Source organism: Microcoleus sp. N9_A2, assembly GCF_036701775.1.
Lineage (GTDB): Bacteria > Cyanobacteriota > Cyanobacteriia > Cyanobacteriales > Microcoleaceae > Microcoleus.
Window position 1 is genome coordinate 1 of the sequence record NZ_JAUBRH010000075.1, and the last position, 26,553, is coordinate 26,553.

Genomic DNA, 26,553 nt, shown 5'->3' on the forward strand with positions numbered 1-26,553 from the left:
AGGAGCGGAATGATGGGAAACTATCACGTTCCGTTTTGGAGAGCAGTGGAGGAGGCGACTCCTTCACTGACTTTAATTATCCTCAGAAAAGCAATCCCAAATGCGTTTAGCAATGGGATAGGGAGCTGCGTAGTTCAGCCAAGGCGGGTCAATCCGCTCGAAGTGAAAGTGAAAGGGGAGGGATTCAACGCCTCCCATGTCATGCAATAAATGACTATACTTTTACCAACTATTGCATCACTTTTTGTGTAAGTCCTATGGCACTAATTGTTCAGAAATATGGCGGCACCTCGGTTGGTACAGTCGATCGCATTTTGGAGGTAGCCCGACGAGTTGTAAAAACAGCACAGCTCGGCAACTCTCTCGTTGTCGTACTTTCGGCGATGGGCAAAACCACCGACGGTTTAGTTAAACTCGCCAAGGAAATTTCCGCAAATCCCAACAAGCGGGAAATGGATATGTTGCTTTCGACTGGGGAACAAGTCTCGATCGCACTTTTAAGCATGGCATTGCAGGAAATGGGACAGCCCGCAATTTCCCTCACCGGCGCCCAAGTCGGCATTGTCACCGAAGCCGCCCACACCCGCGCCCGGATTTTGCGGATCGATCCGGCGCGGCTGCAAACCCAGTTAAAGAGCGGTAAAGTTGTTGTGGTTGCGGGTTTCCAAGGCATCGCCGATGCTGGAGAATTGGAAATTACCACCTTGGGGCGTGGCGGTTCCGACACCACAGCAGTTGCCCTCGCCGCCGCGCTGCGGGCCGACAGGTGCGAAATTTATACCGACGTGCCCGGAATTCTGACTACAGATCCGCGCTTGGTTGCCGACGCGCAATTGATGGACGAAATCACTTGCGACGAAATGCTGGAATTGGCGAGTTTGGGCGCAAAAGTCCTGCATCCGCGCGCTGTAGAAATTGCCAAGAATTACGGCGTGCCGCTGGTAGTGCTTTCTAGCTGGAGTGACGCCCCCGGTACGCGGGTAGTGTCCCCCCCACCGCAACCCCGGCCTTTGGAGGGCTTGGAGCTCGCAAAAGCGGTCGATGCGGTGGAATTTGACTTGGATCAGGCAGGGGTGTCGCTGTTGCGTTTGCCCGATCGCCCCGGCGTAGCTGCGCGGTTGTTTGGGGCGATCGCGCAGCAAAACCTCGATGTAGACTTAATTATCCAGTCAATTCATGAAGGAAATACTAACGATATTGCCTTCACAGTGACGCGAAAATCTCTGCAACAAGCCACCGCCGTTGCAGATGCAATTATCCCCACTCTCGGCAAGAATTCTCGCCCCGAATTGGGAGAACCGGAAGTGAAAGCAGAAGAGCGGCCAATAGCTAAAGTTAGCATTGCGGGTGCGGGAATGATCGGTCGTCCGAGGGTAGCCGCGCAGATGTTTAAGACTTTAGCGGATGCGGGAATTAACATTCAAATGATTTCCACTTCCGAGGTGAAAGTTAGTTGTGCGATCGATGCCGAAGATTGCGATCGGGCCGTTGCCGAACTCTGCAAAGCATTTGATGTGGCAAACTCCCCTATTGGGCTGCATTCAGCATCCCACAAACCGCCCGCAGTCCGCGCCGTTGCGTTGGATCTCAATCAAGCGCGTCTAGCAATTCGCCAATTGCCCGATCGACCTGGAGTAGCAGCAAAAATGTTCGGACTTTTAGCCGAGGAAAATATCAGCGTAGATACAATCATTCAATCACAGCGGTGTCACAATATCGACGGCATATTAACTCGCGACATTGCATTTACCGTAGCACAAATTGACGCAGAAGCTGCTAAAAACACCCTCGAAAAAGCCGCCCCCGAATTTGGATGGGGCGAAGTAGCAGTCGATACAGAAATCGCCAAAGTTAGCGTTGTCGGTTCCGGGATGGTAGCGCATCCGGGAGTAGCGGCTAAGATGTTTGAAGCGCTTTCCCGCCAGCAAATCAACATTCAAATGATTGCGACTTCCGAGATTAAGATTAGCTGCGTTGTGGATGAGGAACAAGGAGTAACTGCTTTGAAGGCAATACACGCAGCCTTTGAACTTGCCGGCACCGAAAAAATCCAAGTTCCCGCCTAATACTTGTTTGCAGTCGGGAATTAAGATTGCCTCCGATGGGTGCTTGTATGGTGGTTTTGGGTAGGGACACGGCAGTGCCGTGTCCTTGCAAATATCGCGGACACAGCAGTGTTGTATCCCTACAAATATATTCGGATGTGGCGACTGCAATGCTGTGTCCTTACAAATATCGATCGACTGTCAACAATGGAAGTTTTGAGTGCAAATTTCACAGGATGGGGCTGTGTTAAAATGAAATTGGCGATCGGCTAAAAGGGATTGAATCTTATGACTGTAGCAAAGGAACAGATTACTGATAGCGGTAGCAACTACAGCCGCTCAGGACTGAGTATCACTCTCAAACGTCTGGGAGAACTTTATGAAGGCGAAGATGATGAGGATGAATACGGCATTTTAAAACCCAGCGACTTTGCTTTTAAAACAGCACTTAATTTGGTTGTAGAAGCACATTCTATGATGGGAAGCAGTTTTCCAAAAGCATCAGCTTGTACAGATCATCAAGGCGGTGTTAGCCTGACTTGGACAAGTGTAAATCCAGCTTGTAAAGTTCGCTTGTTTTGTCCGTTTATTGACGATGACGAGCAACCTGTTCGCATTTATCATCGCAAAAATGATGAACACGGTTCAGAGAAGGTAATTTCAGCAACAACATTAGTCGAGCGGCTACAGTGGTTTAATCAAGCATGAACGAACAAAAATTTAGTAATCAGGCAGAGTTTGAACCACTACCTAATAGGGCTATTGTCTACCGGGCTTTACTTCGCAAACCGTGGATAAATGAGGATACTGGACTGGTTGAATCTGAAGCTTACTATTTGCGGAAAAATAAAAATGAACAGGGTATTTCTGTAAACATTGCTAGTGTTTGTTCTCCTGAAGAATGTGCTGCCAGATTCAGAACTTGTTATGGAGTTGCTCGCCTTGAGGTAGGTGGCATTCGCGAGTTAGGTTTAGATGTAATTCCTGACTCTATATCTCACGCTGAGATAGCAGGTCTACCTTATGCTGAAGAGGACCCTGAGATGGCTGATTTGCTGGCTGATTTGTTAGCATAGCAATCTCAAATTGTATGGAAACCGTCGCAAATATAGCGCAGCAAGTTGTCAAATAATTTCACAGCATGAGGCTGTGTTAAAATAAAACTGGCGATCGCCTAAAAGGGATTGAATCTTATGACTGTAGCGAAAGAACAGATTACTGATAGCAGTAGCAATAGCGGTTTATTGAATTTCCGAATCACTGTCGAACGTCTGATCGAGCTTTTAGATTTAGAAGAAGAGGATGAGTACGGAATTTTGAGACCGACTGAGTATGCTTTTAGGACAGCTATGAAGTTAGTTGTTGAGGGCTACGATAGCATGGGAAACAGTTTTCCAAAATGCTCTACAGGTACAGATGACCAAGGCAGTATTAGACTGGCTTGGCAAAATATAAATGCCGATCGGAGAGTATGCTTATTCTGCCCGCACTCTTCTGATGAGAAAGCTTACATTTATCATCAAAACAGTGAGGAATATGCCTCAGAAGATATTACTTCAGGAGCAATTTTAGTTTATTGGCTAGAGTGGTTTAATGAAAAATGAACGAGAAATATTCTCGGAGTGTATCAGATGGCAATTCCTTCGTTTTATTTGACAATAAATTTTGACTTAATATTTCTTGCCCGATCGCCTCCACCACCGGCACACAAACCGAATTCCCAATTTGCTTGTAACTTTCCCCCGCACTCGGATAACTTTTAAAATCTTCAGGAAAACCCATAAGACGGTAACATTCCTTCAGCGTCAACTTTCTCACCATATCTTGCTCAGGAATGTAGATAAAAAACCTGCCCGATGTTTCTTGCGAAGGAATAGTCGGATGCACTCCATCTACCGAATAAATGCGATTAGGCTGTCTGTGAACTCTCGATAAATGTTCTGTATTCGGCCTTACGCCAGTTTTCCAAGTACCTTTATTTCTGTAACCTACAAACAACAGTCCCGAATCTTGCTTTCTCGGAGACTCAATTAAAGTATACTCGGATTTATCCAATATTTCAAAATCCCCTGTATTGTCTAAAAATTCCCTGAGTTTTGGAGTCAACTGGGTTTTAAGCCGAGAAAAATTGAATGGTTTACCTTTAGTTGCAATAATAAATATTCTTTCACGATGTTGAGGAATTCCAAAGTCTTTAGCATTCAGCGTTTTGTAATTTACGCTGTATCCCAAATCTTCAAGACTGGCAATAATTACTTTTAAGGTATTTCCCTTGTCGTGATGGATTAAGTGCTTGACATTTTCGAGAACGATAACTTTAGGCTGCTTGACTTTGATAGTTTTACAAATCTCGAAAAAGAGCGTGCCTCTAGTATCTTCAAAACCCAACTTTTTACCGCAAATGCTAAAAGGTTGGCACGGAAACCCGGCGACTAAAACATCAAAGTCTTCTAACTCGGCGGGATTGATGTTACTGATGTCGGCAAAAGGAACTTCACCGAAATTTTCTGTGTAAACTTGTCGGCATTTGCTGTTAATTTCGCAGGAAAAAACGCATTCAAAGCCCACTTTTTCAAAACCTTGCCTGAAGCCTCCTATTCCCGAAAACAAATCTATAAATTTCATCTATAATTTAATACTAAATCTTACTCAAGCCAATCCTAACATATTTTGTTTCTCTCTGTTCTTTCACTCTGCGTTCTCTGCGCTCTCTGCGGTTCAAAATACTAATTTAAACAAAAACCCCGCGCCGGACAGGGCATTGCCGTGTCTACAGATATCGCCGAGAATGTCGATCGCCCAAAAACTCTCAAACTTGTCCCGCAGCCGACTAAACTAGAAATAGCAGAAAAAATTACAGCTATTGTCTACTTCCTTTCACCAACCATGAGTCAAACCTTGGAAAATCTCATAGCCATCGATGACAACCTCTCCAAACGCCACCTCGACCTCGATCCGGGCGGCTACTTCATCATCTACCTCGATCGCGAAACCAGCTTAATTTGCGCCAAACACTTCACCAACATCATCGACGATCGCGGCCTCGCAGTCGATCCCGAAACTGGTAAACCCATCCCCGCCCGTGGCAAAGTAGAACGCACTGAAGTCACACTTTTTACCGGCAGAACCGCCAAAGAACTTTGTGTCAAAATCCTAGAAGAAACCCGCCCCAGCCCGGTGACAATGTTAGATCACGCGGCTTATCTGGGACGGGAATTTGTACGGGCAGAAATTGCATTGTTGAGCGATCGAGAATACGTTCAAGATTAGTCCAGCCGCGCCAGAATTTATTGACAAAACGGCAACTTACTAGACTGGCATTGCATTCAGGCGATCGTTATTCTTGAAATTATCCGCGTTCATCTGTGTGTATCAGCCTGTCATCTGCGGTTGAGCTATCAAAGATTTTTGCAATGCAAGTCTATTGTATCTGACAGCAACCGATTACGAAAAACCTTGATACCAGAAATAAGTCACCATCGGAATCACTGTCGCCAACACCAACAGCACAACCACAACAACTGTGGCATTGCCTTGATCGGTTTCTTCAGCTTTTTTAAACGTGCCTTCAACTTGAATGTTATCAACAACTTCAGGCGCGCCCGGATCGGGTTCACCGGACAAAACAGTTGCAATGCGCGAACTGGCCTCTGTCAAAGCCTCGTTGTATTTGTTAGCTTCCCGCAGAGGCACTTGCACAGTTTCCCCAGCTACACTCTGGGCAATTTCATCGGATAGCAGGGATTTCACCCCTTCGCCGGTGCGAATTGCCGCGCTGTTGGTAACAGTGTCGAGAACGAGTAAAATTTGATTAGTCTGGTCTTCTTTTGCCGGAAACCACTGTTCAAACAGTTGGTCGGTGAAAGTGGCAGCCGTTTCGCCGTAGTCTAAGCGGTGGATGGTGACAAACCTGACTTGTTTACCTGTTTGCTGTTCCAGGTTGTCGAGTTCGCTGCTGATATTGCTTTCGCTGCTGCGGCTGAGCACGTCGCCTTTGTCAAACACCCAAGTTTGATCGCCCGCCGACAACACCGGCATTTCGTATACGCCCGTCGCCAATGCCGGCAGTACCGCCATCTGCGATGCGATCAGGACGATCGCGATCGTCGCCGCCAAAGGTTGGAGATATTTTCTCCAGTTAAATAATTGCTTCAGGAGTCTAGTCATGAGGTTAACCGTAAAACTGACTTTTTTCCAAAAATACTATAGAAACCCCCGTAAAATTCATTTTATGCAGAGCAATATTTACAATTAGCTCGCCAGTGGAACTCCCCGCCCGATTATTTTAGGATTCTAACTATGGAACCAGCAGACAGTTATAAAGGTTGGATTATTCAATCCCAGAAAGTATTCTACGTCGAAGTTTGGGATAGCCGCGGCAACCGCCACGTCGCCGTCCAAAATGCCAAGACTGAGGAGGAAGCTTTGGAATTGGCCAAAAAGTGGATAGACAAATATGAGTCAAAACCCGGAAGAATGCCGATCGACGTACCCCATCCTTTCGGAGACATGATCGATATGCCATTTTAAGTCAGTTGACTGTTGACTGTTGACTGTTGACTGTTAACTGTTAACTGTTAACTGTTGACTGTTGACTGTTAACATTACAGCTTGTAGGGTGCTCTGCTAGAGACAAAACCTTTTCAAATCGATAAATTAGGGGAATGGACGCACCCAAAGACTATGCCAGTTGCGTCCCAGACTACATTTGTCAGGAGATAGAATTACGAAATTCCTCGCAATTTCCGCGTATTTTCTACTAAACTCCGAGCAAATTCGTCGAACCTTTCAGACAGTTTTTCATCCAACAATTTACCCTCTGGACTAAAAGCTTTCCAAGCTTGTCCGATCGCAATTTGTTCAGGAATTACCCAAGCGTGCACCCATCTCAAAATCACGCGCAAATCGTTGAGTGCGTTGCTGTTAACTTGCCCTCCCAAAACGCTAATCCCACCCGCAACTTTCCCGTCCAAATGCTCAAAACTCATCAAATCCAGGGCATTCTTGAGAGCACCGCTGACGCTACCGTGATACTCCGGCGTTGCCAAAATCAAGCCATCCGCTTGCTTAACCGCATTCTGCAGCTTTTCCACATCCGGGTAATCGGGATAATCATTCTCACCATTGCAGAAGGGCAGCTTGAGCGATCGCAAATCGAATATTTCAACTTCCGCGCCCAGGGCCTGCGCCCGTTCTGCTGCCACGTTCAACGCTAACTGGCTGTAGGAGCCAGCCCGCAAACTTCCACCAATGCCGACAATCTTTACCATAAAACTTAAAAACAATAACTGTTGTGACTAAAGCGTACTCATTACGACTATGATTAATGTAGCAAGTTCGATCGGCAACTGTCAATCGATTTTAGATTTACGGATGTGGTCCAGAAACCGGGTTTTTTGAGCAAAATACTTCGTTGCAGCCCGCAGATTCGGTAAAAAACCCGGTTTCTGAGTCGCAATGCGTAAGTTCAGGGAGGGGGCCGAGAAACCGGGTTTTTTGACCAAAAGACGCGTAATAGCCGACAGATTTGGTAAAAAACCCGGTTTCTGAGTCGCAGTCGGTTAAAAACCCGCCATCTTGAGCGCCTATTGAAATACCAGCGACAGATAAACCCATTCAACACCCGCCCTCTTGTTAAAATAAATGAACGTAACAAACCACAAGCGGTCAATCTTGGCAGTCTTCAACCTTGGGCAAAGCAATATGAAAAATTCTTGGAAACACGCATGGCTGGGGCATCTAGCTGTAAACAAAGACAAATCGAGCCAGAATCCTAAAAAATCAATTCCAGGACGGAATCTTTGGCGCATCCTGGGCAGTTTGGTGATTTCTCAAGGAATATTGCTCTCGACCCCGGTGTTTGCCGACAGCGCGCCAAACACCATGAGTTACAGCCAACTGATCGACAACATAGAAAAAGGGCAAGTCAGTAAAATCGAAGTAGACGAAACTCAAAAAACTGCCAAGGTGAGGCTAAAAAATCAAAAAAGCGATCAAACCCAATCAGTTAGTCTGTTCGACTACAACAACCGAGAACTGTACTCGCAAATCCGTGCCAAAAAGATTGACTTTGAAGTCAAACAAACAGCCGACAACGCCGCCGCAGTCAGTTTAGTAGTAAACTTGCTAGTGATTTTTGCTGTGTTGGCAGTGTTGATGGCAATCCTGCGCCGATCGACCCAATCTCAAGGAAATGCCATGAACTTCGGCAAATCCAGAGCCCGTTTCCAAATGGAAGCCAAAACCGGCGTGATGTTCGACGACGTAGCAGGCATCGAAGAAGCTAAAGAAGAACTTCAAGAAGTCGTAACCTTCCTCAAAAAACCCGAACGCTTTAACGCGATAGGCGCCAAAATTCCCAGAGGAGTTCTGTTAATCGGGCCTCCGGGAACCGGTAAAACAATGTTGGCAAAAGCCATCGCAGGCGAAGCAGCCGTCCCCTTCTTTAGCATCTCCGGTTCGGAATTTGTCGAAATGTTCGTCGGAGTCGGCGCTTCCCGCGTCCGCGACTTGTTCAAAAAAGCCAAAGAAAATGCCCCCTGCATCGTCTTTATCGATGAAATAGACGCGGTAGGAAGGCAGCGCGGCGCCGGTATCGGCGGCGGAAATGACGAACGCGAACAAACTCTCAACCAATTGCTGACAGAAATGGACGGCTTTGAGGGTAACAGTGGCGTGATTGTGATTGCAGCTACTAACCGCCCTGACGTGCTCGATACTGCCCTGCTGCGGCCCGGCAGGTTCGATCGGCAAGTAACGGTAGATTTGCCCAGTTACAAAGGGCGTTTGGGGATTTTGCAAGTTCACGCGCGCAACAAAAAACTCGACCCAGAAGTTGCCCTAGACACGATCGCCCGCCGCACTCCCGGCTTTTCCGGCGCTGACTTGGCAAACTTGCTCAACGAAGCAGCTATTCTCACAGCGAGGCGTCGCAAAGACACGATTACTAACTTAGAAGTTCACGACGCGATCGACCGGATCACGATCGGACTCACCCTCAACCCGCTGCTGGACAGCAAGAAAAAGTGGATGACAGCATACCACGAAGTCGGACACGCCCTAGTCGCGACAATGCTCAAAAATGCCGACCCGGTTGAAAAAGTAACGATTATTCCGCGTTCCGGCGGCATCGAAGGCTTTACGAGCTTTGTGCTTGACGACGAAATGCTCGACAGCGAAGGTTTGAGGAGTCGGGCTTTGCTGTTGAACCGAATTAAAGTAGCTTTGGGGGGACGGGCGGCAGAGGCCGAAATTTATGGCGATGCTGAAATCGACACCGGTGCCGGTAGTGATCTCAGAAAAGTTAGCACTCTCGCGAGGGAGATGGTAACTCTTTATGGAATGTCGGATTTGGGGCCTGTGGCTTTGGAAAGTCCGAACAATGAGGTGTTTTTAGGTCAGAACTGGAATTCGCGATCAGAGTATTCCGAAGAATTGGCAATCAAGATCGATCGGCAAGTCAGGGAAATTGCCTGTGAGTGCTACGAAGAAGCTCGCCGGATTATCCGCGAAAATCGGGCTTTGGTAGACAAACTTGTCGAAGCGCTGTTGGATGAAGAAACGATCGACGGCGACGAATTCCGCCAAATTGTCGCTCGCTACACCGAGTTGACAAAAAAAGAGTTGGCCCCAACGTAAAGAGTCAGTTGGCAGTTGGCAGTTGGCAGTGGTCATTAGTTATATCATGTCCGCCTAATCACTTACGATATGTCCGCAGGGAGTGAAACGAAGCAATCGCAATGTTTCTGCGATTGCTTCTCTACGGTCGCAATGACAAGTGTTTAACCGGACAATATATTATTGGTAATAACAGTCAACAGTCAACAGTCAACAGTCAACTGTTTAAGATTGTTGCGCGTACATTTCCCGGAGTACCAAAGCCGGGTCTACCCAGCGGCCGCCGTACTTCAATCCCCAGTGCAAGTGAGGCCCACTAGTGCGGCCTGTCATCCCAACTCTGGCAATTCTCGCACCCGCAGGCACTGTTTGACCTTGCCAAATTTGCAACGTACCTTCGCGATCGGTATAATAACGCCCGCCGTTAGCGGTTTCCACCCGACCTCTGAGGTGACAGTAGATGTGGTCCCAATTTCCCGATCGCACCACCATACCAGTGCCGCATCGGCCATCTTCCCAAACTTCCACAATTTGCCCGCCCCACCAATTGCGGATATAGCTGCCTTCCGGGGCGGCCAAGTCCAAACCGTAATGAAAATCCCCGCCACGGGGGCCGAAGGGGGAAGTGTAGGTTTCAAAGTTTTCGACTGGAAAAGAAGCTTCTTGCCACAAATTACCCGTCGCTACTCTGCTTGGTAAGCCTGACTGAGCTTTGACCACCTGCTGCTGCAAATAAGGGCCGATCAACACAATGCCGATCGAAAGTGCCAGCAGCAGCATATGTCTGAGACGAAAAAAGCGTTTTGCCGTCAGCGGGCCTCTAGAGTCTTGCAGGATTTTTTTCACGGCTCAAAGTTAAATGTGTGTGCGAGTTTGCGTTGTCTGTTAGGCTCACATCTTGCACCCTTGTCAATAAAGCTTTCAGGGGCGGGCTTTCGGGCCCGTTCCACAAAAAAATCATTCTTTGTGGAACGGGCCGGAAAGCCCGTTTCTGAGGTGCAAGATGTAAGTTATGCCAATTCGCTGCAAGATTGGCTTTGAGCTCTACCCGCGATCGCGAATCAGTTTAATAACAACGTGTATCTTACTCCATCCAAAACCGGTGTCAAGGCTTCCGGGTAAATGCCCAGGGGTGAGCAAAAAAATTTGGCCGAGTAATTCGTGCTGCGGTTGAATTCGATCGAGCTTTTGCTTGACACTATAGTTAAGTTCGGGGATTTTGGATGCCGTCCGAAATCTCAAATTCATAACAGACATCAAGCAATGCTTACTGAAATTTTCCCCTTTAGTTTTGCCATAGATGCAACTGCGATCGCCGGTGCGTCCTTGTGGTCTTTGGCCCTGTACTGGGGCCTGTCGCCCCTCACAGAATGGGTAATCCTGCAACTCAACCGCTGGATGAATTTTGCCGAAAGATCCCTCTATACCTCGGAAGCCGAGTTTGAAAGAACCCGCCAAGCCAGAGAAGCTCAAAATGCTTTTTACGCTTCGCTGTTGAGCATTCTGCCCTTTTTGATTGTGGGCGGATTGTGCAATTGGGGCGTCGAATTGTCTCTGGGCACTGGTTGGGCGGTATCTATGGGTACGATCGCCTGTATTGGTGGCGGCGTGTACGAACTCGGCCGCCGAGACGCTCAATCTTAGGCGATTTTAGATTTTAGATTTTGGATTTTGGATTTCTGAAGATATTCGGAGATTTACCAGCCTCTAGAATTGATCGCCATCTCAAATCCAAAACTCAAAATCTAAAATAAATATGACATTTCCCGTCTATTATCGCTCGCGCCTCAAACAAAATTAGCAATGTATTTCAACCGTAATTTGACTCAGGATGTTTGCCTAAAAGCCGCAATTGCCGATCGGTAGCAGTAGCGATAATTTCGGGGTTAAACTGCCACGGCCAAGGCGAAAATTTCTGCGCGATGTTGCGGTGGGAATAATGCACTTGCAGTAAGTAGCGAGTTCCATCGGTGGTCGTATTTCTGCCGCCGGAATGCCAAATTTCACTGCGGAAAAATAACACATCTCCAGCTTTGCACAAAACTGGTTCTGGGGAGTGTCCGTTCCAAGTTTCTTCCCCGCGATCGGGTTTTCGACCAGATTTGTGACTACCAGGAATAATGTAGGTTGGACAGAGGTCTTCTGCGATGTCGCTGAGATAAAAATGGGCTGTACAAATCCATACTGGCAGTTGAAAAGTGCGATCAACAAACACGCTTTCGGGTACTGGTACAAATACCTGATCGACGTGGACGCGCCAACCATCATAACCGGGCCCGCTTTTCCACGCAGTCATGCCGATAATATGGCAATCGGTTCCCATTAATGCTTCAGCTAATTCAATTATACCCGGTCGATCGGCATAGGAAAGCCACAGGCGATCGCGATTAAAAACGCACTTAAAATGCTGGTTCAATTCACTCCAACTGCTACCATCGAGTCCAAAGGGCTGCAGGCGATCGAGTGCTTCCCGGGCCGCCGCTATTTCCGACTCGCCGAGAACACCGGGAATCAACGCAAAACCATCTTCGCGCACCGCTTCAACCGCCCCTGCTGTGTCGAAAAGATCGCAAGTCTTTTGCCGATAGCTGAAAACTTCGCTTAACGTGCTTGCGTTCATAATTCAAATTAAAGTAAAATTATTAACTGTTATTAAATTATCACACTTCGGACAGTTTAAGGGCTGACGCGCATGGGCGAGAAACCCGGTTTCTACGAAATCTTTGCGATTAGTAACGATTAATCTACGCAGAAACCGGGTTTCTGAGGTTGCAACAAGTGCGACTGTAATTGTCATTGATGCGTAATTCCTGTCTGGTATAATTGACACTTCTGATTTGGGGATAAATCAAATGAAATACCAACCAGAACCAACCTTATTAAATCAAGCCCGCGCCATCTTTCAAAAAATTTGGGGTTACGACGACTTTCGACCACCGCAAGGAGAAATCGTCGGCAGTTTATTAGCCGGAAAAGATACACTTATAATTATGCCGACAGGTGGGGGCAAATCAATCTGCTTTCAACTGCCAGCTTTGTTACAAACAGGCTTAACGTTGGTAGTTTCGCCGTTAGTCGCACTGATGGAAAATCAAGTACAAGAATTGCGCGATCGCAATTTGCCCGCTTCCCTTCTTCACAGTCAACTGTCAGCACAGCAGCGCCGACAAACAATGCAATCGCTGCAACAAAATAAGTTGAGATTGCTGTATTTGTCTCCCGAAACATTGCTCAGCAAACCAGTCTGGGAAATTCTCAGTCAGCCGCAAATCCAAATCAACGGTTTAATATTAGACGAAGCTCACTGTTTAGTGCAGTGGGGCGATACCTTTCGACCAGCTTACCGCCGTTTGGGAACAGTGCGACCGGCTTTGTTGAAAGCTAAACCAGAAGGTAGTAAAATTGCGATCGCAGCTTTCACCGCTACCGCCAACCCGGAAGCACAAAAAATCATCAAAAATGTCTTGCAACTGCAAAAACCAGAAGCATTTTTGCTAAGTCCCTACCGTTCTAATCTGCACCTGCAAGTGCAGACTGTCTGGACACCGAGGGGACGCAAACAGCAGTTATTAAATTTTATCAAAGCTCGACCAAAACAAGCAGGTTTAGTCTACGTCCGCACGAGAAAAGATAGCGAAAATTTAGCAGATTTGTTGGAAGAAGCAGGTTATAAAACCGCAGCCTATCATGCAGGTTTGAGTCCTGAATCGCGCCGAAACATAGAAACAGCTTGGCTAAATAACGGTCTTAAATTTGTGATTTGTACCTGTGCTTTCGGGATGGGAATTAACAAGCCGGATGTGCGGTGGGTTGTTCACTTTCAAGCACCTTTGCTATTATCGGAATACATTCAGGAAATTGGTAGAGGCGGACGCGACGGCAAATCGGCGATCGCTCTGACGTTGATTAGCGAACCTACGGGTTTGCTTTATCCCGATGACAAACAAAGAGCACAATTTTTTCAAGATAAATTGCGATCGCAATACCGAGAAGCGCAGCAGTTAGCCAAAAAACTGCCAGTTAAAGGCGATATAGAAGCCGTTTCTCGCGAATTTCCCGAAAGCGCGATCGCCCTTTCCATATTGCACAGCAGCGGACAATTAACTTGGCAAGATCCTTTCAATTATGCGATCAATAAATCTCCACAGCAAAAAGCGGAAAAATTAAATTTTACTGCAGCGGAAGAAATGGCAAAATATCTCAAACATCGCGAGTGCAGGTGGCAATTTTTGCTGCAAGCTTTTGGGTTTGCCAAGGAAGCTAAATCAATGCGCTGCGGCCACTGCGATAATTGTCGATAGAATTGACGATTATACTCAAACGACTTAACCACTCCGACCAAAGAAACCGGGTTTTTTACCCAGTCTGCGGGCAAAAACGAAGTATTGCTGTGAAAAAACCCGGTTTCTCGCTACCCGTGCGATCGCCAACTAACTCACAGATGTTATGATGAAGATATTTGCTTTACACACTTGGCAAAAAATAGTAAAAAGTAAATGATAGAAACAGACACTGCGGCACAGATTTACACAGTAGAAAATACAGAGGAATTCGATCGCAGTAATGTCAATCAGCGATTAGATATTTGGTTGTCCAACCAGATACCGGACTTATCCCGATCGCGAATCCAAAGCCTCATATCACAAGGCAACGTCAAAGTCAACGACCAAACCTGCACCTCGAAAAAAATATCAGTCAAAACGGGCGATCGCATCCACCTCACCTTACCCGAAACCCAGCCCACAAAATTGCAGCCCCAAGCAATTCCCCTCGACATTCTTTACGAAGACGACAGCCTAATTATCATCAACAAACCAGCCGGATTAGTCGTTCACCCAGCCGCCGGACATCAAGACGGTACATTAGTCAACGCCCTCTTAGCCCACTGTCCCCTAGCAGAAATCGGCGGAGTTCAGCGGCCGGGAATCGTCCACAGATTAGACAAAGATACAACAGGTGCGATCGCGATCGCCAAAACCGACATTGCTCACCAACACCTGCAAGCCCAACTCAAAACCAAAACCGCCCGCCGCGAATATTTAGGCATAGTTTACGGCGCTCCGAACACCGAAACAGGCACAATAGACCTACCCATCGGCCGGCATCCCACAGATCGCAAAAAAATGGCAGTAGTACCAGTAGAAAAAGGCGGCCGCCCCGCAGTTACTCACTGGACAATCAAAGAAAGAATCGGCAACTATTGCTTAATGCACTATCAATTAGAAACCGGCCGCACTCATCAAATTCGCGTGCATACAGCCGAAATAAAACATCCGATTGTCGGCGACCCGATGTACAGTTCCAACCGTTCCATCGGCGTCAATTTAACCGGACAAGCCCTCCACGCATGGCGGCTGACATTGCAGCATCCCGTAACAGGAGAATTAATAGAGGCGATCGCACCTTTACCAGATCAATTCAACACCCTGCTAAAAATATTGCGCTTGCGAGCTAATATTTGATATTTTGGGTAGTTAAAACTGGTAATTTCTATGTCAAAATTTGAGGAACTTTGCAAAGCTTACGCTGCATCCCGGCAAGTATACCGCGAATCATGCGAAGCTTGTCAGGATTTTAGTGAAATTTTTATCAAGCAATTGAGCGATTATTTTGACTGCCCGATTCAAAGCCAAAATCAGAAGTTTGATGACAATGGCATACTGTATTTTGATGGTGCGATCGATGTTTGCGAAAATCCCGAAAATCCCGAAAAGGGCGATCGCGAAACAGTCGAAATATCTTTGAGTGTTAACAAAGTTATTGACAATTTCATTGTCACGGTTTATCCTTGGGGTCACGAATTAAAGATTCTCATTGATGAACCCAGACACTTTGAAGAAGCTTTTGAATACATTTTTGATCTACTCCAATCAGCTTATACGGGTGTAAGCCAGTTACCATCAGAACCCGATCCTGTACCTTTTTAACCCACATTCCGCACCCTCAACTGTCACAATCGGTTTTTACTTACTTTTATCGATAAATTAAGCTATAAATTATACTTTGGTACCGTATATTAACGGATACCAATTTTAGGAAAGGCATAATTTATCACTTAAAAAATCGATTTTTCTGAGTAATTATACTGTGTGACACCCTAGGGTGCGGAATGTGGGTTTTAAAGAATGACTACTTGAAATTATCTCCGTTTATCTGCGTGCATCTGCCTTACATCTGCGGTTGACTTATTAATCAAAAATTGACGCAATAAGTCTAATATACATCCGCTACATCCCCTACAAAATCCGCTGCCGAACTTCCTTCTTTCCCCAAAAATTATGAGTCCCGAGTTTTGGATTCCAAGTTTATCAAAAAACTCAAACCTCAAAACTCAAGACTCAAAACTCTCTCAGCGTAAAAGCCGATCGATTAAATCCATAGCCCGACACCAACAATAGCACCAAGCAGCATCAATTAGCGGCGAGGAACCATCGTGGCAATATTGATATTAGCCAGAGGCACACGCTGCGGCGGAGTAGCAGGCATGGGCATATTGCGCGCCATACCCAAATAGTTCGACGGATCGCCAGCCTTCGCTTGTTGTTCTTGAGGAACAAAACGGCGGACACTTGTCTGCCAGATGATTTGCGGGAAGCCAAGCTGCGAACGGTGGTACTCACCGTAGCGGGGCGTTTTCAAGTTGAAAGGAGTGTCTCCTCCAACTCGCTGAGGCAAAATTCGGCGCTGCTGGTAAGGTACGGTATCGTAGCCGAACTTTTCCAGGTACTCTTCGCTATTGACCAACTCGTCAATAAAGCCTTGAGGCCCCTTATTTGCTACCACGATCGACCAAGCAATCTTTTCGCGCTCGCTGTACACATCCCGGCCCAAAATGCGCTGCACGCACATTTCCACAAACCGGTAGTTGCTGTTAGTTTGGTAATTCCGCTCTAGGAAAGGAGCAGAAGTCGCCAAACCGCGAATAAAGTCCCGCACAGTAATTTGGCCGAACTTGAGTTGCGACTCCAAAGACTTTTGGCGGTTGCTCTTGAGGATTTGGTGTTCGCTGTAAATCTGGCGATATCCAGCCCAAATCAAATTTTCCATGTCTCCAGACGAGAGCACATTTTCAGTTGTGAAAATTCTCGGCTGCTCGTCGCCGCCTACTTCAAAACCAGCAACGCGCTGGTTTTGGCTGTTGGGGGCGTAGCTTAATAAAGGAAGCGCCACGTTAAAATCTCCGTTATCTCAAATTTCAGAAATAGTTGACACCGTGAGCTGCCAGCATAACGGATACAACTAACCAACATACAGATTAGGGGATTCCCGCAGTCTAAATCTGATTTTCCTGAATTTTTGCAACAATCTGTAACATTTGTTGTCAGTGGACAGTGGACCGTTGGCAGTTGGCAGTTGGCAGATTTTAGTCAACCGTCCACAGTCAACCGTCCACAGTCAACCGTCCACAGTCAAATAAATTACCAGCCCAGAGCCGAATAAAACTCACTGGTGGCCACTTGATCTCCTGCTGCTTCTGATGTTGCATCCGAGTCTGGTTGCACCCGAATTTCGGTACAAAAAGTCGATGTGCTGAAACCGCCAAAGCGCTTTACACTACTCGTCCGCATCCGCACGTTCGGATTAGCAAACCAGAAACGCTCGATCGAACTCATCGTCTCGTATTCCGTAATCAGCAGCAGCCCATCCTCGTCATCCATCTCAAAACGGCCAGCCACCGGCACAATTTCCGCATAGCCCCGTTCGCGCAACATCAAGCCCTGTCGGGGATTTTCAGGATCGGGGACGATCGCGAATACGGTAGAGCCCTTGTGATTCTCATCATCCTTATCCCACGCCATAGTGCCGTGCCAAGTCACAAATGCTCCCCCAGCAGCCCGACTCGGATCGACCTCGTGCATCTGGCAAATTTCAGCCACTCGCGCGTCATCCGCACCTAGGGCCGTTACCTGAATATTTGAATCCCCAATCTCCGCTTGGCGGAAAGCTAGGTGGTGAGTGCTGCGCTGCGATCGCCATTCTCCAGCACTACTCTGAAAAAACTCCATTGCATCCATACAAAATAGCTCCTTTGGCTTATGCTTCCCGGTCTTTACGCCTTTTTATGATAAAGCTCTCCCCACTTAGATGTACTTTTGCGGCACAAATTAGTCTCAAAATGTCTACTTTGGACATATTGTCAAGCGAATGTTATGATAGTTTACAATGTAGGAGACACAACAAATCCTGCGAAACGTCATTTCGATCGAACTCGCATCGATCTCAGCAAACTGGAGGAGCGAATTATGGATATGCCTACAACCAGCCTCAGCATGGAACAGCAGTTCAAACTGCAAGTCCTGAGCGAACAAGTCAAAAGCTTGAGCCAAGACCAAGCTCAGGAATATCTGCTAGAAGTTATGCGGCAGAACATGGTCAAAGAAAATTTGTTAAAGTATTGGATGAAGAAAATGTGAGCTCTTCGATAACTTCTTCAACAAAATCAGCGGCTTGTATCTGCAAAAAGTGCGATCGAGCTTTTAATCATAAAACCCAGAATCCCGGCTTCTCCAAGAAACCGGGATTCTTCAGTTAGAAAACTTTTATGCAGGTTTTTTTTCTCGCTACTAGAGTCGCCACTGAAATCCCAGTCTGCGGAGGCGGACTTCGTTTGTGTAGCGCGATTGTTTCAACCTGTCGAACACTATCGGGCGCTGTCGGGCACTCTCGCAGACTCCCGCAACTCAACCAAAACGGCCACTCACATAATCCAAAGTAGACTCTTCCTTTGGACTTTGGAAAATTACCTCAGTTTTGTCACACTCCACAAGATAGCCAAACCGCTTCCCATCGTCAGAAAGTTTAGCATTGAAAAAAGCAGTAAGGTCAGAAACCCGAGAAGCCTGCTGCATATTGTGAGTCACAATTACGATGGTATACTTCTCCTTGAGTTCCCGCATCAACTCCTCAATCTTAATCGTCGAAATCGGGTCAAGAGAAGCGCAAGGTTCATCCATTAAGATTACATCAGGATTAATTGCGATCGCCCTAGCAATACACAAACGCTGCTGCTGGCCGCCCGAAAGAGAAAAACCGCTTTGCTTTAACTTATCCTTAACCTCATCCCACAAATAAGCTTGTTGGAGCGACTTTTCCACCAGCTCATCCATATCTCCCTTATAATTATTCACCCTCGCACCGTAAGCAATATTGTCATAAATCGACTTCGGGAAAGGATTCGGCTTTTGAAACACCATCCCAATCTTGCGGCGCACCTCCACAGCATCAATATCAGGATCGTAAAGATTTTGACCTTGGTAATGAATTCTACCCTCTAAACGAAAACCGTTAACTAAATCGTTAAGGCGGTTAAAACATCGGAGAATTGTACTTTTGCCACAGCCAGAAGGCCCGATCAAAGCAGTAATGCGATTTTTGGGAATTTCTAGCGAAACATTTTTCACCGCGTGAAAACCGCCGTAAAAAATATTGATATTTTCAGTCCGTAAAACAGTTTCCGTCTGCTTGTCCAAATCCATCATCATACACCTAATACTCCAATCAAATTTTACAAAATAATGAGAAGATGAAAGTGGAAAAGTTGGAGATGGAGAAAATCTTCCTTCTTCCTTCTTCCTTCTTCCTTCTTCCTTCTTCCTTCAATAAACCTTTTGGCGAGTAGCCCAGCGAGACAGAATACTCGTCAGTAAAACCATCAACACCAAAATTAAAGATGCAGCCCAAGCCAACTCTTTCTGTGCCTTAAAAGGAACCGTTGCAAAGTTATAAACCAAAACCGAAAGCGACGGAGTTGGCTTATCAAATCCTGCCGGCCAAAAAGGCGAATTCAGCGCCGTGAAAATCAAAGGAGCAGTTTCTCCAGCAGCGCGGGCAATTGCCAGCGTCACACCAGTTAAAATAGCCGGAATTGCCGCAGGCAAAACTACCTGCAACACTGTTTGATAATTAGAAGCACCCACACCCACCGACGCCCATCTAATATCTTGCGGGACGATTTGTAGAGCTTCGTCAGTAGTTCGCACAATCGTCGGCAACATCAGCACAGCGAGCGCCGCGCCCCCTGCAATTGCCGAAAAACCTCCCATATTTACCACGAACAAACCGTAGGCAAATACCCCTGCAATAATCGAAGGAACGCCGCTGAGGACATTGGTAGCAAAGCGCACCCAGCGAGCAATGCTGCCGCTGCTGAATTCCGACAAATAAACGGCGGCCAACACACCAAAAGGAACAGCAATTAGAGAAGCAATTCCTACGGTCATTAATGTACCGAGAATGGCATTGGCGATACCGCCTCCCGACAGTCCCGGTGCGGGCGGCAGCTTGGTGAACAAGTCTAAATTTAGGCGATTAAAACCTTGTACGGCTACGTAGGAAAGCACTGCAAACAAAGGCAGCAGAGTTATCGCCAGAGCCGAGCCAGCCAGTACAGTCATCGCCATACTAAACAGCGCTTGCGAGCTGTTTTTAACCTTCTTTAAACTGCCTGTTTTCGATCCAAAAGGATTCTCATCCGAGACGCTCTTTGACATAAACTAAAACTATGTAGGAAATTGTGCCAAACTTCTAGTTGTACTTCGCTCTTACTTGAGAAACAATCCACTCTGCCAAAATATTGACAATCAGCGTCATAATAAACAGAATTAGCCCGGTGTACATCAGAGCCGCCACTTGCAATCCTGAAGCTTCGGCAAATTGATTTGCCATCAGAGAAGCAATAGTATTTGCAGGAGCTAGCACAGAAGCACTTAACTGATTGGAATTGCCAATTAACAGCGTTGCGGCCATTGTTTCTCCCATCGCGCGGCCGAGGCCTAGCATAATTCCGCCGACAATCCCGGAAAAAGCCGCTGGTACGAGGACTCTAAAGATTGTTGTCCAGCGAGTTGCTCCCAAACCCAGAGATGCTTGTCGCAATTCGGGGGGGAGGCTTGCTAAAGAGTCGCGGGAGATAGCAGTAATAATGGGCAAAGTCATAATCCCCAAAATTACTCCGGCGGGTAACATTCCCGGCCCCACTGGCGGTGTGCTAAAAATTGGCAGCCATCCGAAGTTACCGTTGAGAAACTTTCCGATGTTGGTAATAATGGGGATCAATACAGCAATTCCCCACAAACCGTAGACTACGCTGGGAATGGCGGCTAAAAGTTCTACTAAGAAAACTAAAGCTGTACGCACTGGCAGCGGCAAAAAGTCTTCGCTCAAAAAGATGGCAGTCCCTACTCCTAATGGTACTGCAATTAGGAGCGCGATCGCCGAACTGACGATCGTCCCGTAAATCATCGGCAGCGCACCGTACTCTTCTTTAACGGGATTCCAATCACTGCTAAACAGAAATCCCAAACCATACTGTTGAATAGCAGGTAAAGCTCTGAAAGCAACGGTAAGCGCGATTACCAGCAAAATTACGCCAACTCCTATTCCCAAAATCCGAGTCAGCCAGATAAAGCCTTGGTCTAAGGACTTTTCTATCGGAGAACGAGAACGCTTCTCTGGTTGAGCGGTGTGAGTATCTGAAACCATATATAAAAATCCAAAAAAACAGTAAGGAAAAATTGCATTTTCGCCAAAAAGCTAGAAGCAACTGGAGAAATGCACAGGCGCCAGAAGGAATCAAAATACACAGGCGGGACGCCTGTTCCACAAGTAAAACCTGCTCGTTGTAGTGTGCGTCGCTGCAAGATTTTCGAGCTTTCTCGGTAGATTGTTGGTGGCGACGCACCCTACGGTATCTACATAAATAGATGCACCGAAAGATATCGAAGTTGGGTGGGGGTGGGTTTACAAGATTGTGGGTTTTAGGCAATTATTGTTGGTGAACCCACCCCTACAGAAATATCTCTTTTGTTTCTTCCTTTTTTTACCCGCTTGCCAAGCCAAAGGGCTTTTTTCCCTCTGAAAACTGCCAACTGTCAACTGCCAACTGTCAACTGCCAACTGCCAACTGCCAACTGCCAACTGCCAACTGCCAACTGTCAACTGTCAACTGACTTCAATTACTATTTGCCAATCTCAATCTTGTAGTCGGGGCTGATGCCGTCGGCTGCCAAAGCAACTTTTTCTCTGACGTTTTGGGGCAGAGGAACGTAGCCCAATTCGGAACTAACTTTTTGACCTTCGGTTAAGCCGTATTCAACCATTGCCTCGATGGCTTTGGCTTTGTTGGGGTCTGCAACTGTTTTGGGGACGAGCATCCAAGTGTAGGTGACAATTGGATAGGATTGAGCGCCTTCCGGGTCTTCGATAAATGCTCGCAGGTTTTCGGGCAGGGGCGCAGTTGCTAGAGCTTGAGAAGCTGAATCGTCTGTAGGTACTACAAATGTGCCTGCTTTGTTTTGCAAAGATGCAAATTTGACGTTGTTGTTTTTGGCGTAGCCATATTCGATGTAGCCGACGCTTCCTGCTGTTTGCAGGAGTTGGCTGGTGACGCCTTCGTTGCCTTTTGCGCCTACGCCTACGGGCCACTGTACTGTTTTGCCTTCGCCTACTGCTGTTTTCCAGTCGGGGCTGATGGCACTCAGGTGTTTGGTGAAGATGGCGGAGGTGCCACTACCGTCGGAACGGTGGACTACGGTGATGTTTTGGTCTGGCAATGTAACACCCGGATTGGCTGCTGCAATTTTGGGGTCGTTCCACTTGGTAATTTTACCTAGGAAGATTTCTGTGTAAACGTCTCTGGGCAGTTTGAGTTCGGGTACTTCTGGCAGGTTGTAGCCGATGACGATGCTGCCGGCTGTCATGGGTAGCAAAATCACGCCTTTGTCTGCTGGAACTTTGGCTATTTCGTCGTCTTTCATGCCGGTGTCGCTGGCCCCAAAGTCTACTGTGCCTTTGGTAAATTGTTCGACTCCGGCGCCGCTGCCTACTGATTGATAGTTAATTTGTACTTTGGGGTTGATTTTGTTGAAGTCTTGAAACCAACGCTGGTAGAGGGGGGCGGGGAATGAGGCGCCGGCTGCGGTGATTGCTACGTCTGAGGTTAGGGCGAGTTTGGTGTTTGCTGCTGTGCCGGTGGCTGCAACGGGGGATGCTGCTGTGTCGCCGGGGCTGGGGCTGCTGCTGGTTGTGCTGCCGCCGCCACAAGCTGCTAAGCTGAGGGCGATCGCCACAGCGGAAATTGCTGTTGTCACACGATTCGGATTAATCAGGTTCAGACGAAAAAGCATAGGTATACAAAATCTGCGATCGTTATACGGATGTCCCGCCCTAGCATATCGCGCGAAAGTAAAGGTTAGGTTAAGAATTTTTACATTTAATCACAATTTAATATTAATTAATATTATTAATTTTATTGATTAGCTTGACGATTGTGGATTTATAAGATATAGGGCAGAGAAATAGTTACGGAAACAAGCAGTCGATCGCCCGATCGCGAAAAATTCCTCATTAAATTATCACAAGATCCAGGCTTGAGAACCAGAAAACCATAGAATGGTGGTTTTTTTGACAGTAGTGCTAGTATTAAGAATTTAAAAGCTGCGGGCATGGAAGCTTGCCTCGGACAAATGCCTTCTGCCTTATACCTTCTGACGAATGCCGTTTGATGATAATGCCTGCTCCTATTGAATTAATCTGGGCTGTTATTGGTTTGCTCCTGACGATAGGAGGCACTTTTTTGCCTGCATCTGTCACAATTCCGATCGGGTTGTGGGACGATCGCGGACTGCAGGCGTACTCTTTAGGTGTTACCTATCAAATTGGAGCAGTTTTGCTAGTAGGCTGCATGGGGGGGAAAAATGCTGCGGCTCTCTCGCAAATAGCGTATTTAGCTTTAGGATTAACTTTGTGGCCAGTTTTTTCTCAAGGCGGCGGCATCGGCTATCTCAAAGAAGCGAGTTTTGGGTATTTGCTGGGTTTTGTGCCTGGTGCTTGGGTGTGCGGTTGGGTGGCATTTAAGGTGGCTTCGCGACTGGAATCTATGGCTTTTAGCTGTTTGTGCGGTTTGTTCACTGTTCACGCGATCGGCTTAATTTATCTAATTTTTAGTTACTTGCTGCCTCCGGCAAAAAAAACACCTTTATTCGATGAGATTCTTAAATATTCAATTTATCCTCTGCCGGGACAATTGGCGGTAGTTTGTGCGATCGCATTGCTATCATTTACTTTGCGCCGCTTGATGTTTTATTAATTGCGAAGGAAGAAGGAAGAAGGCTTCGCTCAGGGTGAAAAGAAGGAAGGAGGAAGAAGGAAGGAGGAAGAAGGAAGAAGGAAGAAGGAAGAAGGAAGAAGGAAGAAGGAAGAAAGAAGAGGTAACTGGTAATTGTGCAAAATAAGGTTATACTATCATTGCCCAACGGGAGAGTCATCTCGTTGCGGCTGGGATTGCTTGGTTTCACCGCATTCTGGTGACAATAACCAGCGAAATTTGAGTAAATTATCCCATGCCCGATGCCCCCTATTCAATTGCCTAATTCATGCGTTTTAAAAGAAATCCCTTGTTCTGGGTTGCTGCTGTTATCAGTTTAGTTTTAGACCACCTGACTAAGTTTTGGGTGGTACAAAATTTTGACTTGACGGTTCCTCCGCAGACGCAGCCGCTGTTACCTGGGGTGTTTCACTTCACTTATGTTGTTAATACCGGTGCGGCTTTTAGTCTTTTTAGCAATGGCGGGGCGATTTGGTTGCGGTGGCTGTCTTTGGGCGTTAGTGTGGGATTGATAGTGCTGGCTTGGTTCGGGCCGCGAATTAACCGCTGGGAACAAGCTGGCTACGGTTTGATTTTGGGGGGCGCGCTGGGTAACGGGATCGATCGATTTGTGTTGGGCCATGTTGTGGATTTTATCGATTTTAGGATAATTCGGTTCCCGGTATTTAATCTAGCCGATGTGTTTATTAACGCTGGGATTATCTGTTTGCTGATTGCGACTTTTCACGGCCCACCGCCGCCGAAAAACCGAGACGCGAGTAATTCTATTTCAGAGTAACTTGGAAACACTAAGTTCGGAAACGGATTAGTAAAAGCAGATGTAACAGATGTAACTGCTAACTAATCCTAGGCTGTGCTGGTCAATTATTATTTTATGTTTAAATTTTATACTTTATCTGCATAAAAGCTCGATCGGGCAACCGCTGATTGAAGGCAGATGCAACACAGATTAACGCAGATTTCAATTATTGAATTGAAATGGACTGAGTGCAATGCAAGTCTATTCATAAATTATACACCATACAATAAATTTGGAAATAACTTAAAATAAGATAGTAACAAACCTATTGTTAAAGTTAAACTTGCCCATGACTCCTAACCAATTTGCTCAAGAACGCCTGCTATTTGCCCCAGCAACCCCCGATGTTGATGCTATTCCGACTATTTTTGCTTTTCCCAACGAGTACACGGTTGGCATCACCAGTCTCGGCTATCAGATAGTGTGGGCTACTTTGGCTGTGCGATCGGATATTGAAGTCAGCCGTTTATTTACTGATATCCGCGAACAACTTCCCCGACATCCAGAATTACTGGGATTTTCGCTTTCTTGGGAACTCGACTATGTAAATATTCTCAATTTACTGGAATCTCTAGAAGTTCCGATTTGGGCATCTAAACGAACTGACAATCATCCGCTCGTATTCGGTGGCGGCCCGGTTTTTACGGCTAATCCAGAACCTTTTGCAGATTTTTTTGATGTGATTTTATTGGGAGATGGCGAACATCTCATTGACAATTTTATTGATGCTTGTAAAGAAGTTCGTACCGCAGACAGATTAACTAAATTGCGGCATTTATCCCAAGTTCCGGGGGTTTACGTTCCCAGTTTGTACGAAGTAACTTATTTGGAGGCGACTGAGGGGATTAAATCGATTCAGCCTGTCGATTCTGGAATTCCCAGTGAGGTGGAAAAACAGACGTATCGCGGCAATACTTTATCTGCTTCTACTGTGGTGACAGAAAAGGCGGCTTGGGAAAATATTTATATGGTGGAAGTGGTTCGCAGTTGTCCAGAAATGTGCCGTTTTTGTTTAGCAAGTTATCTAACTTTGCCTTTTAGAACTGCGAGTTTGGAGGGTTCGCTAATTCCGGCGATCGATCGCGGTTTAGCTGTGACTAATCGTTTGGGTTTGTTGGGTGCTTCTGTGACTCAACACCCGGAATTTGAACAGTTGCTGGAACATTTGAATCATCCGAAATACGACGGCGTGCGGCTGAGTCTTTCTTCGGTAAGGACGAATACGGTGACAGTTAGGTTGGCAGAAATATTGACAAATCGAGATAGCAAATCTGTGACGATTGCGGTGGAAAGCGGGAGCGATCGCCTCCGCAAAATTGTTAATAAAAAACTCACTAACGATGAAATTATCCAAGCTGCTATCAATGCTAAAGCTGGCGGTTTAAAAGGAATTAAACTTTACGGAATGGCGGGAATTCCGGGGGAAGAGATGGAGGATTTGGAGGAGACGGTGGCGATGATGCGGGCGATTAGAAAGGCGGTTCCCGGTTTGCGGTTGACTCTGGGATGCAGCACTTTTGTTCCGAAATCTCACACTCCTTTCCAGTGGTTTGGAGTGAATAAAGATGCGGAGAAGAGACTGAAGTTTTTAGATAAAGAAATGCGGAAGTTGGGTTTAGAATTTAGACCTGAAAGCTATAATTGGTCGGTGATTCAGGGTTTGTTGTCGAAGGGCGATCGGCGGTTGTCTCGGCTGTTGGAATTAGTGCGGCATTACGGCGATACTTTGGGCAGTTATCGGCGGGCTTTTAAGGAGTTACGGGGACAGTTGCCGGAGATGGATTTTTATGTTTTTCAAGAGTGGGAATTGGAGCAGGTTTTGCCTTGGAGTCATTTAAAAGGGCCGCTACCGGAGGCGACTTTGAAGAAGCATTTGGCTGAGGCGATGAGTCATTTTAGGACGAAGGATTTGTAAGCGTTCAGGGGGTATAAAGAAGACGAAAAACCACCCCCAAAATCAAAAAATAAAATTAGGCAGCAGTCAACAA

28 protein-coding genes and 1 pseudogene are annotated in these 26,553 nt (G+C 46.6%); 16 read left to right on the plus strand and 13 right to left on the minus strand.

The annotated features are described in order from the left end of the window. The 5 genes and pseudogenes from QUA44_RS26920 to QUA44_RS26940 form a co-directional block, all read left to right on the plus strand. Positions 1 to 210: pseudogene (locus QUA44_RS26920) on the plus strand (hypothetical protein); the annotation flags it as partial. 47 nt (positions 211 to 257) lie between these two features. Then, on the plus strand, positions 258 to 2,066 hold the full coding sequence (locus tag QUA44_RS26925) for an aspartate kinase (RefSeq protein WP_333256042.1): 1,809 nt from the start codon (positions 258 to 260) through the stop codon (positions 2,064 to 2,066). A gap of 267 nt (positions 2,067 to 2,333) precedes the next feature. Beyond that, complete coding sequence (locus QUA44_RS26930; protein WP_333256046.1) at positions 2,334 to 2,753, plus strand: hypothetical protein; 420 nt, start codon at positions 2,334 to 2,336, stop codon at positions 2,751 to 2,753. Next, positions 2,750 to 3,121 carry a hypothetical protein gene (locus QUA44_RS26935; protein WP_333256047.1) on the plus strand — a complete coding sequence of 124 codons (372 nt, stop codon included), beginning with the start codon at positions 2,750 to 2,752 and terminating at the stop codon, positions 3,119 to 3,121. Before QUA44_RS26930 ends, QUA44_RS26935 begins: the two co-directional genes overlap by 4 nt. 117 nt (positions 3,122 to 3,238) lie before the next feature. Further along, a complete protein-coding gene (locus QUA44_RS26940; RefSeq protein WP_333256049.1) occupies positions 3,239 to 3,649 on the plus strand; it encodes a hypothetical protein in 411 nt (136 codons plus the stop codon). Here the strand turns inward: QUA44_RS26940 and QUA44_RS26945 are convergent. Further along, positions 3,636 to 4,670, minus strand: coding sequence for a DNA (cytosine-5-)-methyltransferase (locus QUA44_RS26945; protein ID WP_333256051.1), 1,035 nt, complete (start codon positions 4,668 to 4,670; stop codon positions 3,636 to 3,638). The two genes, QUA44_RS26940 and QUA44_RS26945, sit on opposite strands and share 14 nt — an antisense overlap. A 261-nt stretch (positions 4,671 to 4,931) precedes the next feature. Between QUA44_RS26945 and QUA44_RS26950 the strand changes: the two genes are divergently transcribed. Beyond that, a complete protein-coding gene (locus QUA44_RS26950) occupies positions 4,932 to 5,315 on the plus strand; it encodes a DUF4346 domain-containing protein (RefSeq protein ID WP_333256091.1) in 384 nt (127 codons plus the stop codon). 174 nt (positions 5,316 to 5,489) lie between these two features. On the opposite strand, the gene psb32 is transcribed toward QUA44_RS26950, so the two are convergent. Further along, entirely contained in the window at positions 5,490 to 6,212 is a 723-nt protein-coding gene (gene psb32 / locus QUA44_RS26955) for a photosystem II repair protein Psb32 (protein ID WP_333256053.1), read from the minus strand. A 132-nt stretch (positions 6,213 to 6,344) separates the two neighbouring features. Here psb32 and QUA44_RS26960 point away from each other — a divergent pair, with 132 nt between their 5' ends. Continuing rightward, positions 6,345 to 6,575, plus strand: a complete 231-nt coding sequence (locus QUA44_RS26960; RefSeq protein ID WP_333256055.1) for a hypothetical protein — start codon at positions 6,345 to 6,347, stop codon at positions 6,573 to 6,575. 194 nt (positions 6,576 to 6,769) lie between these two features. Here the strand turns inward: QUA44_RS26960 and QUA44_RS26965 are convergent, their stop codons facing one another. Continuing rightward, positions 6,770 to 7,315 carry an NADPH-dependent FMN reductase gene (locus QUA44_RS26965; protein WP_333256057.1) on the minus strand — a complete coding sequence of 182 codons (546 nt, stop codon included), beginning with the start codon at positions 7,313 to 7,315 and terminating at the stop codon, positions 6,770 to 6,772. 97 nt (positions 7,316 to 7,412) lie between these two features. Beyond that, complete coding sequence (locus QUA44_RS26970) at positions 7,413 to 7,661, minus strand: hypothetical protein (RefSeq protein ID WP_333256059.1); 249 nt, start codon at positions 7,659 to 7,661, stop codon at positions 7,413 to 7,415. Between the two features lie 87 nt (positions 7,662 to 7,748). On the opposite strand from QUA44_RS26970, the gene ftsH reads away from it, so the two are divergent. Then, positions 7,749 to 9,683, plus strand: coding sequence for an ATP-dependent zinc metalloprotease FtsH (ftsH, locus tag QUA44_RS26975; protein WP_333256061.1), 1,935 nt, complete (start codon positions 7,749 to 7,751; stop codon positions 9,681 to 9,683). A gap of 204 nt (positions 9,684 to 9,887) precedes the next feature. Here the strand turns inward: ftsH and QUA44_RS26980 are convergent, their stop codons facing one another. Further along, positions 9,888 to 10,442: a M23 family metallopeptidase gene (locus QUA44_RS26980; protein WP_333256093.1), complete on the minus strand. Its 555-nt coding sequence runs from the start codon at positions 10,440 to 10,442 to the stop codon at positions 9,888 to 9,890. A 264-nt stretch (positions 10,443 to 10,706) separates the two neighbouring features. Continuing rightward, complete coding sequence (locus tag QUA44_RS26985; RefSeq protein ID WP_333276796.1) at positions 10,707 to 10,919, minus strand: hypothetical protein; 213 nt, start codon at positions 10,917 to 10,919, stop codon at positions 10,707 to 10,709. 6 nt (positions 10,920 to 10,925) lie between these two features. Between QUA44_RS26985 and QUA44_RS26990 the strand changes: the two genes are divergently transcribed. Beyond that, positions 10,926 to 11,306: a hypothetical protein gene (locus tag QUA44_RS26990; protein ID WP_006635540.1), complete on the plus strand. Its 381-nt coding sequence runs from the start codon at positions 10,926 to 10,928 to the stop codon at positions 11,304 to 11,306. Between the two features lie 166 nt (positions 11,307 to 11,472). Here the strand turns inward: QUA44_RS26990 and QUA44_RS26995 are convergent, their stop codons facing one another. Beyond that, positions 11,473 to 12,282, minus strand: coding sequence for a phytanoyl-CoA dioxygenase family protein (locus tag QUA44_RS26995; RefSeq protein WP_333256065.1), 810 nt, complete (start codon positions 12,280 to 12,282; stop codon positions 11,473 to 11,475). A gap of 232 nt (positions 12,283 to 12,514) precedes the next feature. Between QUA44_RS26995 and QUA44_RS27000 the strand changes: the two genes are divergently transcribed. The 3 genes from QUA44_RS27000 to QUA44_RS27010 all read left to right on the plus strand — a co-directional run bounded on the left by QUA44_RS27000 (position 12,515) and on the right by QUA44_RS27010 (position 15,589). Further along, positions 12,515 to 13,963, plus strand: coding sequence for an ATP-dependent DNA helicase RecQ (locus QUA44_RS27000; RefSeq protein ID WP_333256067.1), 1,449 nt, complete (start codon positions 12,515 to 12,517; stop codon positions 13,961 to 13,963). A 195-nt stretch (positions 13,964 to 14,158) separates the two neighbouring features. Further along, complete coding sequence (locus tag QUA44_RS27005; RefSeq protein ID WP_333256069.1) at positions 14,159 to 15,124, plus strand: RluA family pseudouridine synthase; 966 nt, start codon at positions 14,159 to 14,161, stop codon at positions 15,122 to 15,124. A gap of 30 nt (positions 15,125 to 15,154) precedes the next feature. Beyond that, positions 15,155 to 15,589, plus strand: a complete 435-nt coding sequence (locus QUA44_RS27010) for a hypothetical protein (RefSeq protein ID WP_333256071.1) — start codon at positions 15,155 to 15,157, stop codon at positions 15,587 to 15,589. A gap of 487 nt (positions 15,590 to 16,076) precedes the next feature. On the opposite strand, the gene QUA44_RS27015 is transcribed toward QUA44_RS27010, so the two are convergent. Together QUA44_RS27015 and QUA44_RS27020 are read right to left on the minus strand one after the other, a co-directional pair. Continuing rightward, entirely contained in the window at positions 16,077 to 16,832 is a 756-nt protein-coding gene (locus QUA44_RS27015) for a phycobilisome rod-core linker polypeptide (RefSeq protein WP_333256072.1), read from the minus strand. Positions 16,833 to 17,080: 248 nt separating this feature from the next. Continuing rightward, on the minus strand, positions 17,081 to 17,677 hold the full coding sequence (locus QUA44_RS27020; protein ID WP_333256074.1) for a phycobiliprotein lyase: 597 nt from the start codon (positions 17,675 to 17,677) through the stop codon (positions 17,081 to 17,083). A gap of 135 nt (positions 17,678 to 17,812) precedes the next feature. Here QUA44_RS27020 and QUA44_RS30810 point away from each other — a divergent pair, with 135 nt between their 5' ends. Then, positions 17,813 to 18,076, plus strand: coding sequence for an NblA/ycf18 family protein (locus QUA44_RS30810; RefSeq protein WP_445243702.1), 264 nt, complete (start codon positions 17,813 to 17,815; stop codon positions 18,074 to 18,076). 267 nt (positions 18,077 to 18,343) lie between these two features. Here the strand turns inward: QUA44_RS30810 and pstB are convergent, their stop codons facing one another. The 4 genes from pstB to pstS form a co-directional block, all read right to left on the minus strand. Continuing rightward, positions 18,344 to 19,144, minus strand: coding sequence for a phosphate ABC transporter ATP-binding protein PstB (gene pstB, locus QUA44_RS27030; protein ID WP_333256076.1), 801 nt, complete (start codon positions 19,142 to 19,144; stop codon positions 18,344 to 18,346). 114 nt (positions 19,145 to 19,258) lie between these two features. Next, positions 19,259 to 20,152 (minus strand): phosphate ABC transporter permease PstA, encoded by an 894-nt coding sequence (pstA, locus tag QUA44_RS27035; protein WP_333256078.1) that lies wholly within the window; start codon positions 20,150 to 20,152, stop codon positions 19,259 to 19,261. Between the two features lie 34 nt (positions 20,153 to 20,186). After that, positions 20,187 to 21,143 (minus strand): phosphate ABC transporter permease subunit PstC, encoded by a 957-nt coding sequence (gene pstC / locus QUA44_RS27040; RefSeq protein ID WP_333256080.1) that lies wholly within the window; start codon positions 21,141 to 21,143, stop codon positions 20,187 to 20,189. A gap of 476 nt (positions 21,144 to 21,619) precedes the next feature. Continuing rightward, positions 21,620 to 22,786, minus strand: a complete 1,167-nt coding sequence (pstS, locus tag QUA44_RS27045; RefSeq protein WP_333256084.1) for a phosphate ABC transporter substrate-binding protein PstS — start codon at positions 22,784 to 22,786, stop codon at positions 21,620 to 21,622. A 383-nt stretch (positions 22,787 to 23,169) separates the two neighbouring features. Here pstS and QUA44_RS27050 point away from each other — a divergent pair, with 383 nt between their 5' ends. From QUA44_RS27050 to QUA44_RS27060, 3 genes are all read left to right on the plus strand, one after another. Next, the gene (locus tag QUA44_RS27050) at positions 23,170 to 23,748 is read left to right on the plus strand and encodes a biotin transporter BioY (protein WP_333256085.1); all 579 of its coding nucleotides are present in this window, start codon (positions 23,170 to 23,172) and stop codon (positions 23,746 to 23,748) included. Positions 23,749 to 24,034: 286 nt separating this feature from the next. Further along, positions 24,035 to 24,544, plus strand: coding sequence for a signal peptidase II (gene lspA, locus QUA44_RS27055; RefSeq protein WP_333256087.1), 510 nt, complete (start codon positions 24,035 to 24,037; stop codon positions 24,542 to 24,544). A 310-nt stretch (positions 24,545 to 24,854) separates the two neighbouring features. Beyond that, positions 24,855 to 26,480 (plus strand): radical SAM protein, encoded by a 1,626-nt coding sequence (locus QUA44_RS27060; protein ID WP_333256089.1) that lies wholly within the window; start codon positions 24,855 to 24,857, stop codon positions 26,478 to 26,480. Positions 26,481 to 26,553: the final 73 nt, after the last annotated feature.

What these genes read in the sequence shown, in the direction of transcription:
- QUA44_RS26925 (WP_333256042.1), top strand. Translation starts at nt 258, where the DNA reads ATGGCACTAATTGTTCAGAAATATGGCGGCACCTCGGTTGGTACAGTC.
- QUA44_RS26930 (WP_333256046.1), top strand. Translation starts at nt 2,334, where the DNA reads ATGACTGTAGCAAAGGAACAGATTACTGATAGCGGTAGCAACTACAGC.
- QUA44_RS26935 (WP_333256047.1), top strand. Translation starts at nt 2,750, where the DNA reads ATGAACGAACAAAAATTTAGTAATCAGGCAGAGTTTGAACCACTACCT.
- QUA44_RS26940 (WP_333256049.1), top strand. Translation starts at nt 3,239, where the DNA reads ATGACTGTAGCGAAAGAACAGATTACTGATAGCAGTAGCAATAGCGGT.
- QUA44_RS26945 (WP_333256051.1), bottom strand. Translation starts at nt 4,670, where the DNA reads ATGAAATTTATAGATTTGTTTTCGGGAATAGGAGGCTTCAGGCAAGGT.
- QUA44_RS26950 (WP_333256091.1), top strand. Translation starts at nt 4,932, where the DNA reads ATGAGTCAAACCTTGGAAAATCTCATAGCCATCGATGACAACCTCTCC.
- psb32 (WP_333256053.1), bottom strand. Translation starts at nt 6,212, where the DNA reads ATGACTAGACTCCTGAAGCAATTATTTAACTGGAGAAAATATCTCCAA.
- QUA44_RS26960 (WP_333256055.1), top strand. Translation starts at nt 6,345, where the DNA reads ATGGAACCAGCAGACAGTTATAAAGGTTGGATTATTCAATCCCAGAAA.
- QUA44_RS26965 (WP_333256057.1), bottom strand. Translation starts at nt 7,315, where the DNA reads ATGGTAAAGATTGTCGGCATTGGTGGAAGTTTGCGGGCTGGCTCCTAC.
- QUA44_RS26970 (WP_333256059.1), bottom strand. Translation starts at nt 7,661, where the DNA reads ATGGGTTTATCTGTCGCTGGTATTTCAATAGGCGCTCAAGATGGCGGG.
- ftsH (WP_333256061.1), top strand. Translation starts at nt 7,749, where the DNA reads ATGAAAAATTCTTGGAAACACGCATGGCTGGGGCATCTAGCTGTAAAC.
- QUA44_RS26980 (WP_333256093.1), bottom strand. Translation starts at nt 10,442, where the DNA reads ATGCTGCTGCTGGCACTTTCGATCGGCATTGTGTTGATCGGCCCTTAT.
- QUA44_RS26985 (WP_333276796.1), bottom strand. Translation starts at nt 10,919, where the DNA reads ATGTCTGTTATGAATTTGAGATTTCGGACGGCATCCAAAATCCCCGAA.
- QUA44_RS26990 (WP_006635540.1), top strand. Translation starts at nt 10,926, where the DNA reads ATGCTTACTGAAATTTTCCCCTTTAGTTTTGCCATAGATGCAACTGCG.
- QUA44_RS26995 (WP_333256065.1), bottom strand. Translation starts at nt 12,282, where the DNA reads ATGAACGCAAGCACGTTAAGCGAAGTTTTCAGCTATCGGCAAAAGACT.
- QUA44_RS27000 (WP_333256067.1), top strand. Translation starts at nt 12,515, where the DNA reads ATGAAATACCAACCAGAACCAACCTTATTAAATCAAGCCCGCGCCATC.
- QUA44_RS27005 (WP_333256069.1), top strand. Translation starts at nt 14,159, where the DNA reads ATGATAGAAACAGACACTGCGGCACAGATTTACACAGTAGAAAATACA.
- QUA44_RS27010 (WP_333256071.1), top strand. Translation starts at nt 15,155, where the DNA reads ATGTCAAAATTTGAGGAACTTTGCAAAGCTTACGCTGCATCCCGGCAA.
- QUA44_RS27020 (WP_333256074.1), bottom strand. Translation starts at nt 17,677, where the DNA reads ATGGATGCAATGGAGTTTTTTCAGAGTAGTGCTGGAGAATGGCGATCG.
- QUA44_RS30810 (WP_445243702.1), top strand. Translation starts at nt 17,813, where the DNA reads ATGATAGTTTACAATGTAGGAGACACAACAAATCCTGCGAAACGTCAT.
- pstB (WP_333256076.1), bottom strand. Translation starts at nt 19,144, where the DNA reads ATGATGATGGATTTGGACAAGCAGACGGAAACTGTTTTACGGACTGAA.
- pstA (WP_333256078.1), bottom strand. Translation starts at nt 20,152, where the DNA reads ATGTCAAAGAGCGTCTCGGATGAGAATCCTTTTGGATCGAAAACAGGC.
- pstC (WP_333256080.1), bottom strand. Translation starts at nt 21,143, where the DNA reads ATGGTTTCAGATACTCACACCGCTCAACCAGAGAAGCGTTCTCGTTCT.
- pstS (WP_333256084.1), bottom strand. Translation starts at nt 22,786, where the DNA reads ATGCTTTTTCGTCTGAACCTGATTAATCCGAATCGTGTGACAACAGCA.
- QUA44_RS27050 (WP_333256085.1), top strand. Translation starts at nt 23,170, where the DNA reads ATGCCTGCTCCTATTGAATTAATCTGGGCTGTTATTGGTTTGCTCCTG.
- lspA (WP_333256087.1), top strand. Translation starts at nt 24,035, where the DNA reads ATGCGTTTTAAAAGAAATCCCTTGTTCTGGGTTGCTGCTGTTATCAGT.
- QUA44_RS27060 (WP_333256089.1), top strand. Translation starts at nt 24,855, where the DNA reads ATGACTCCTAACCAATTTGCTCAAGAACGCCTGCTATTTGCCCCAGCA.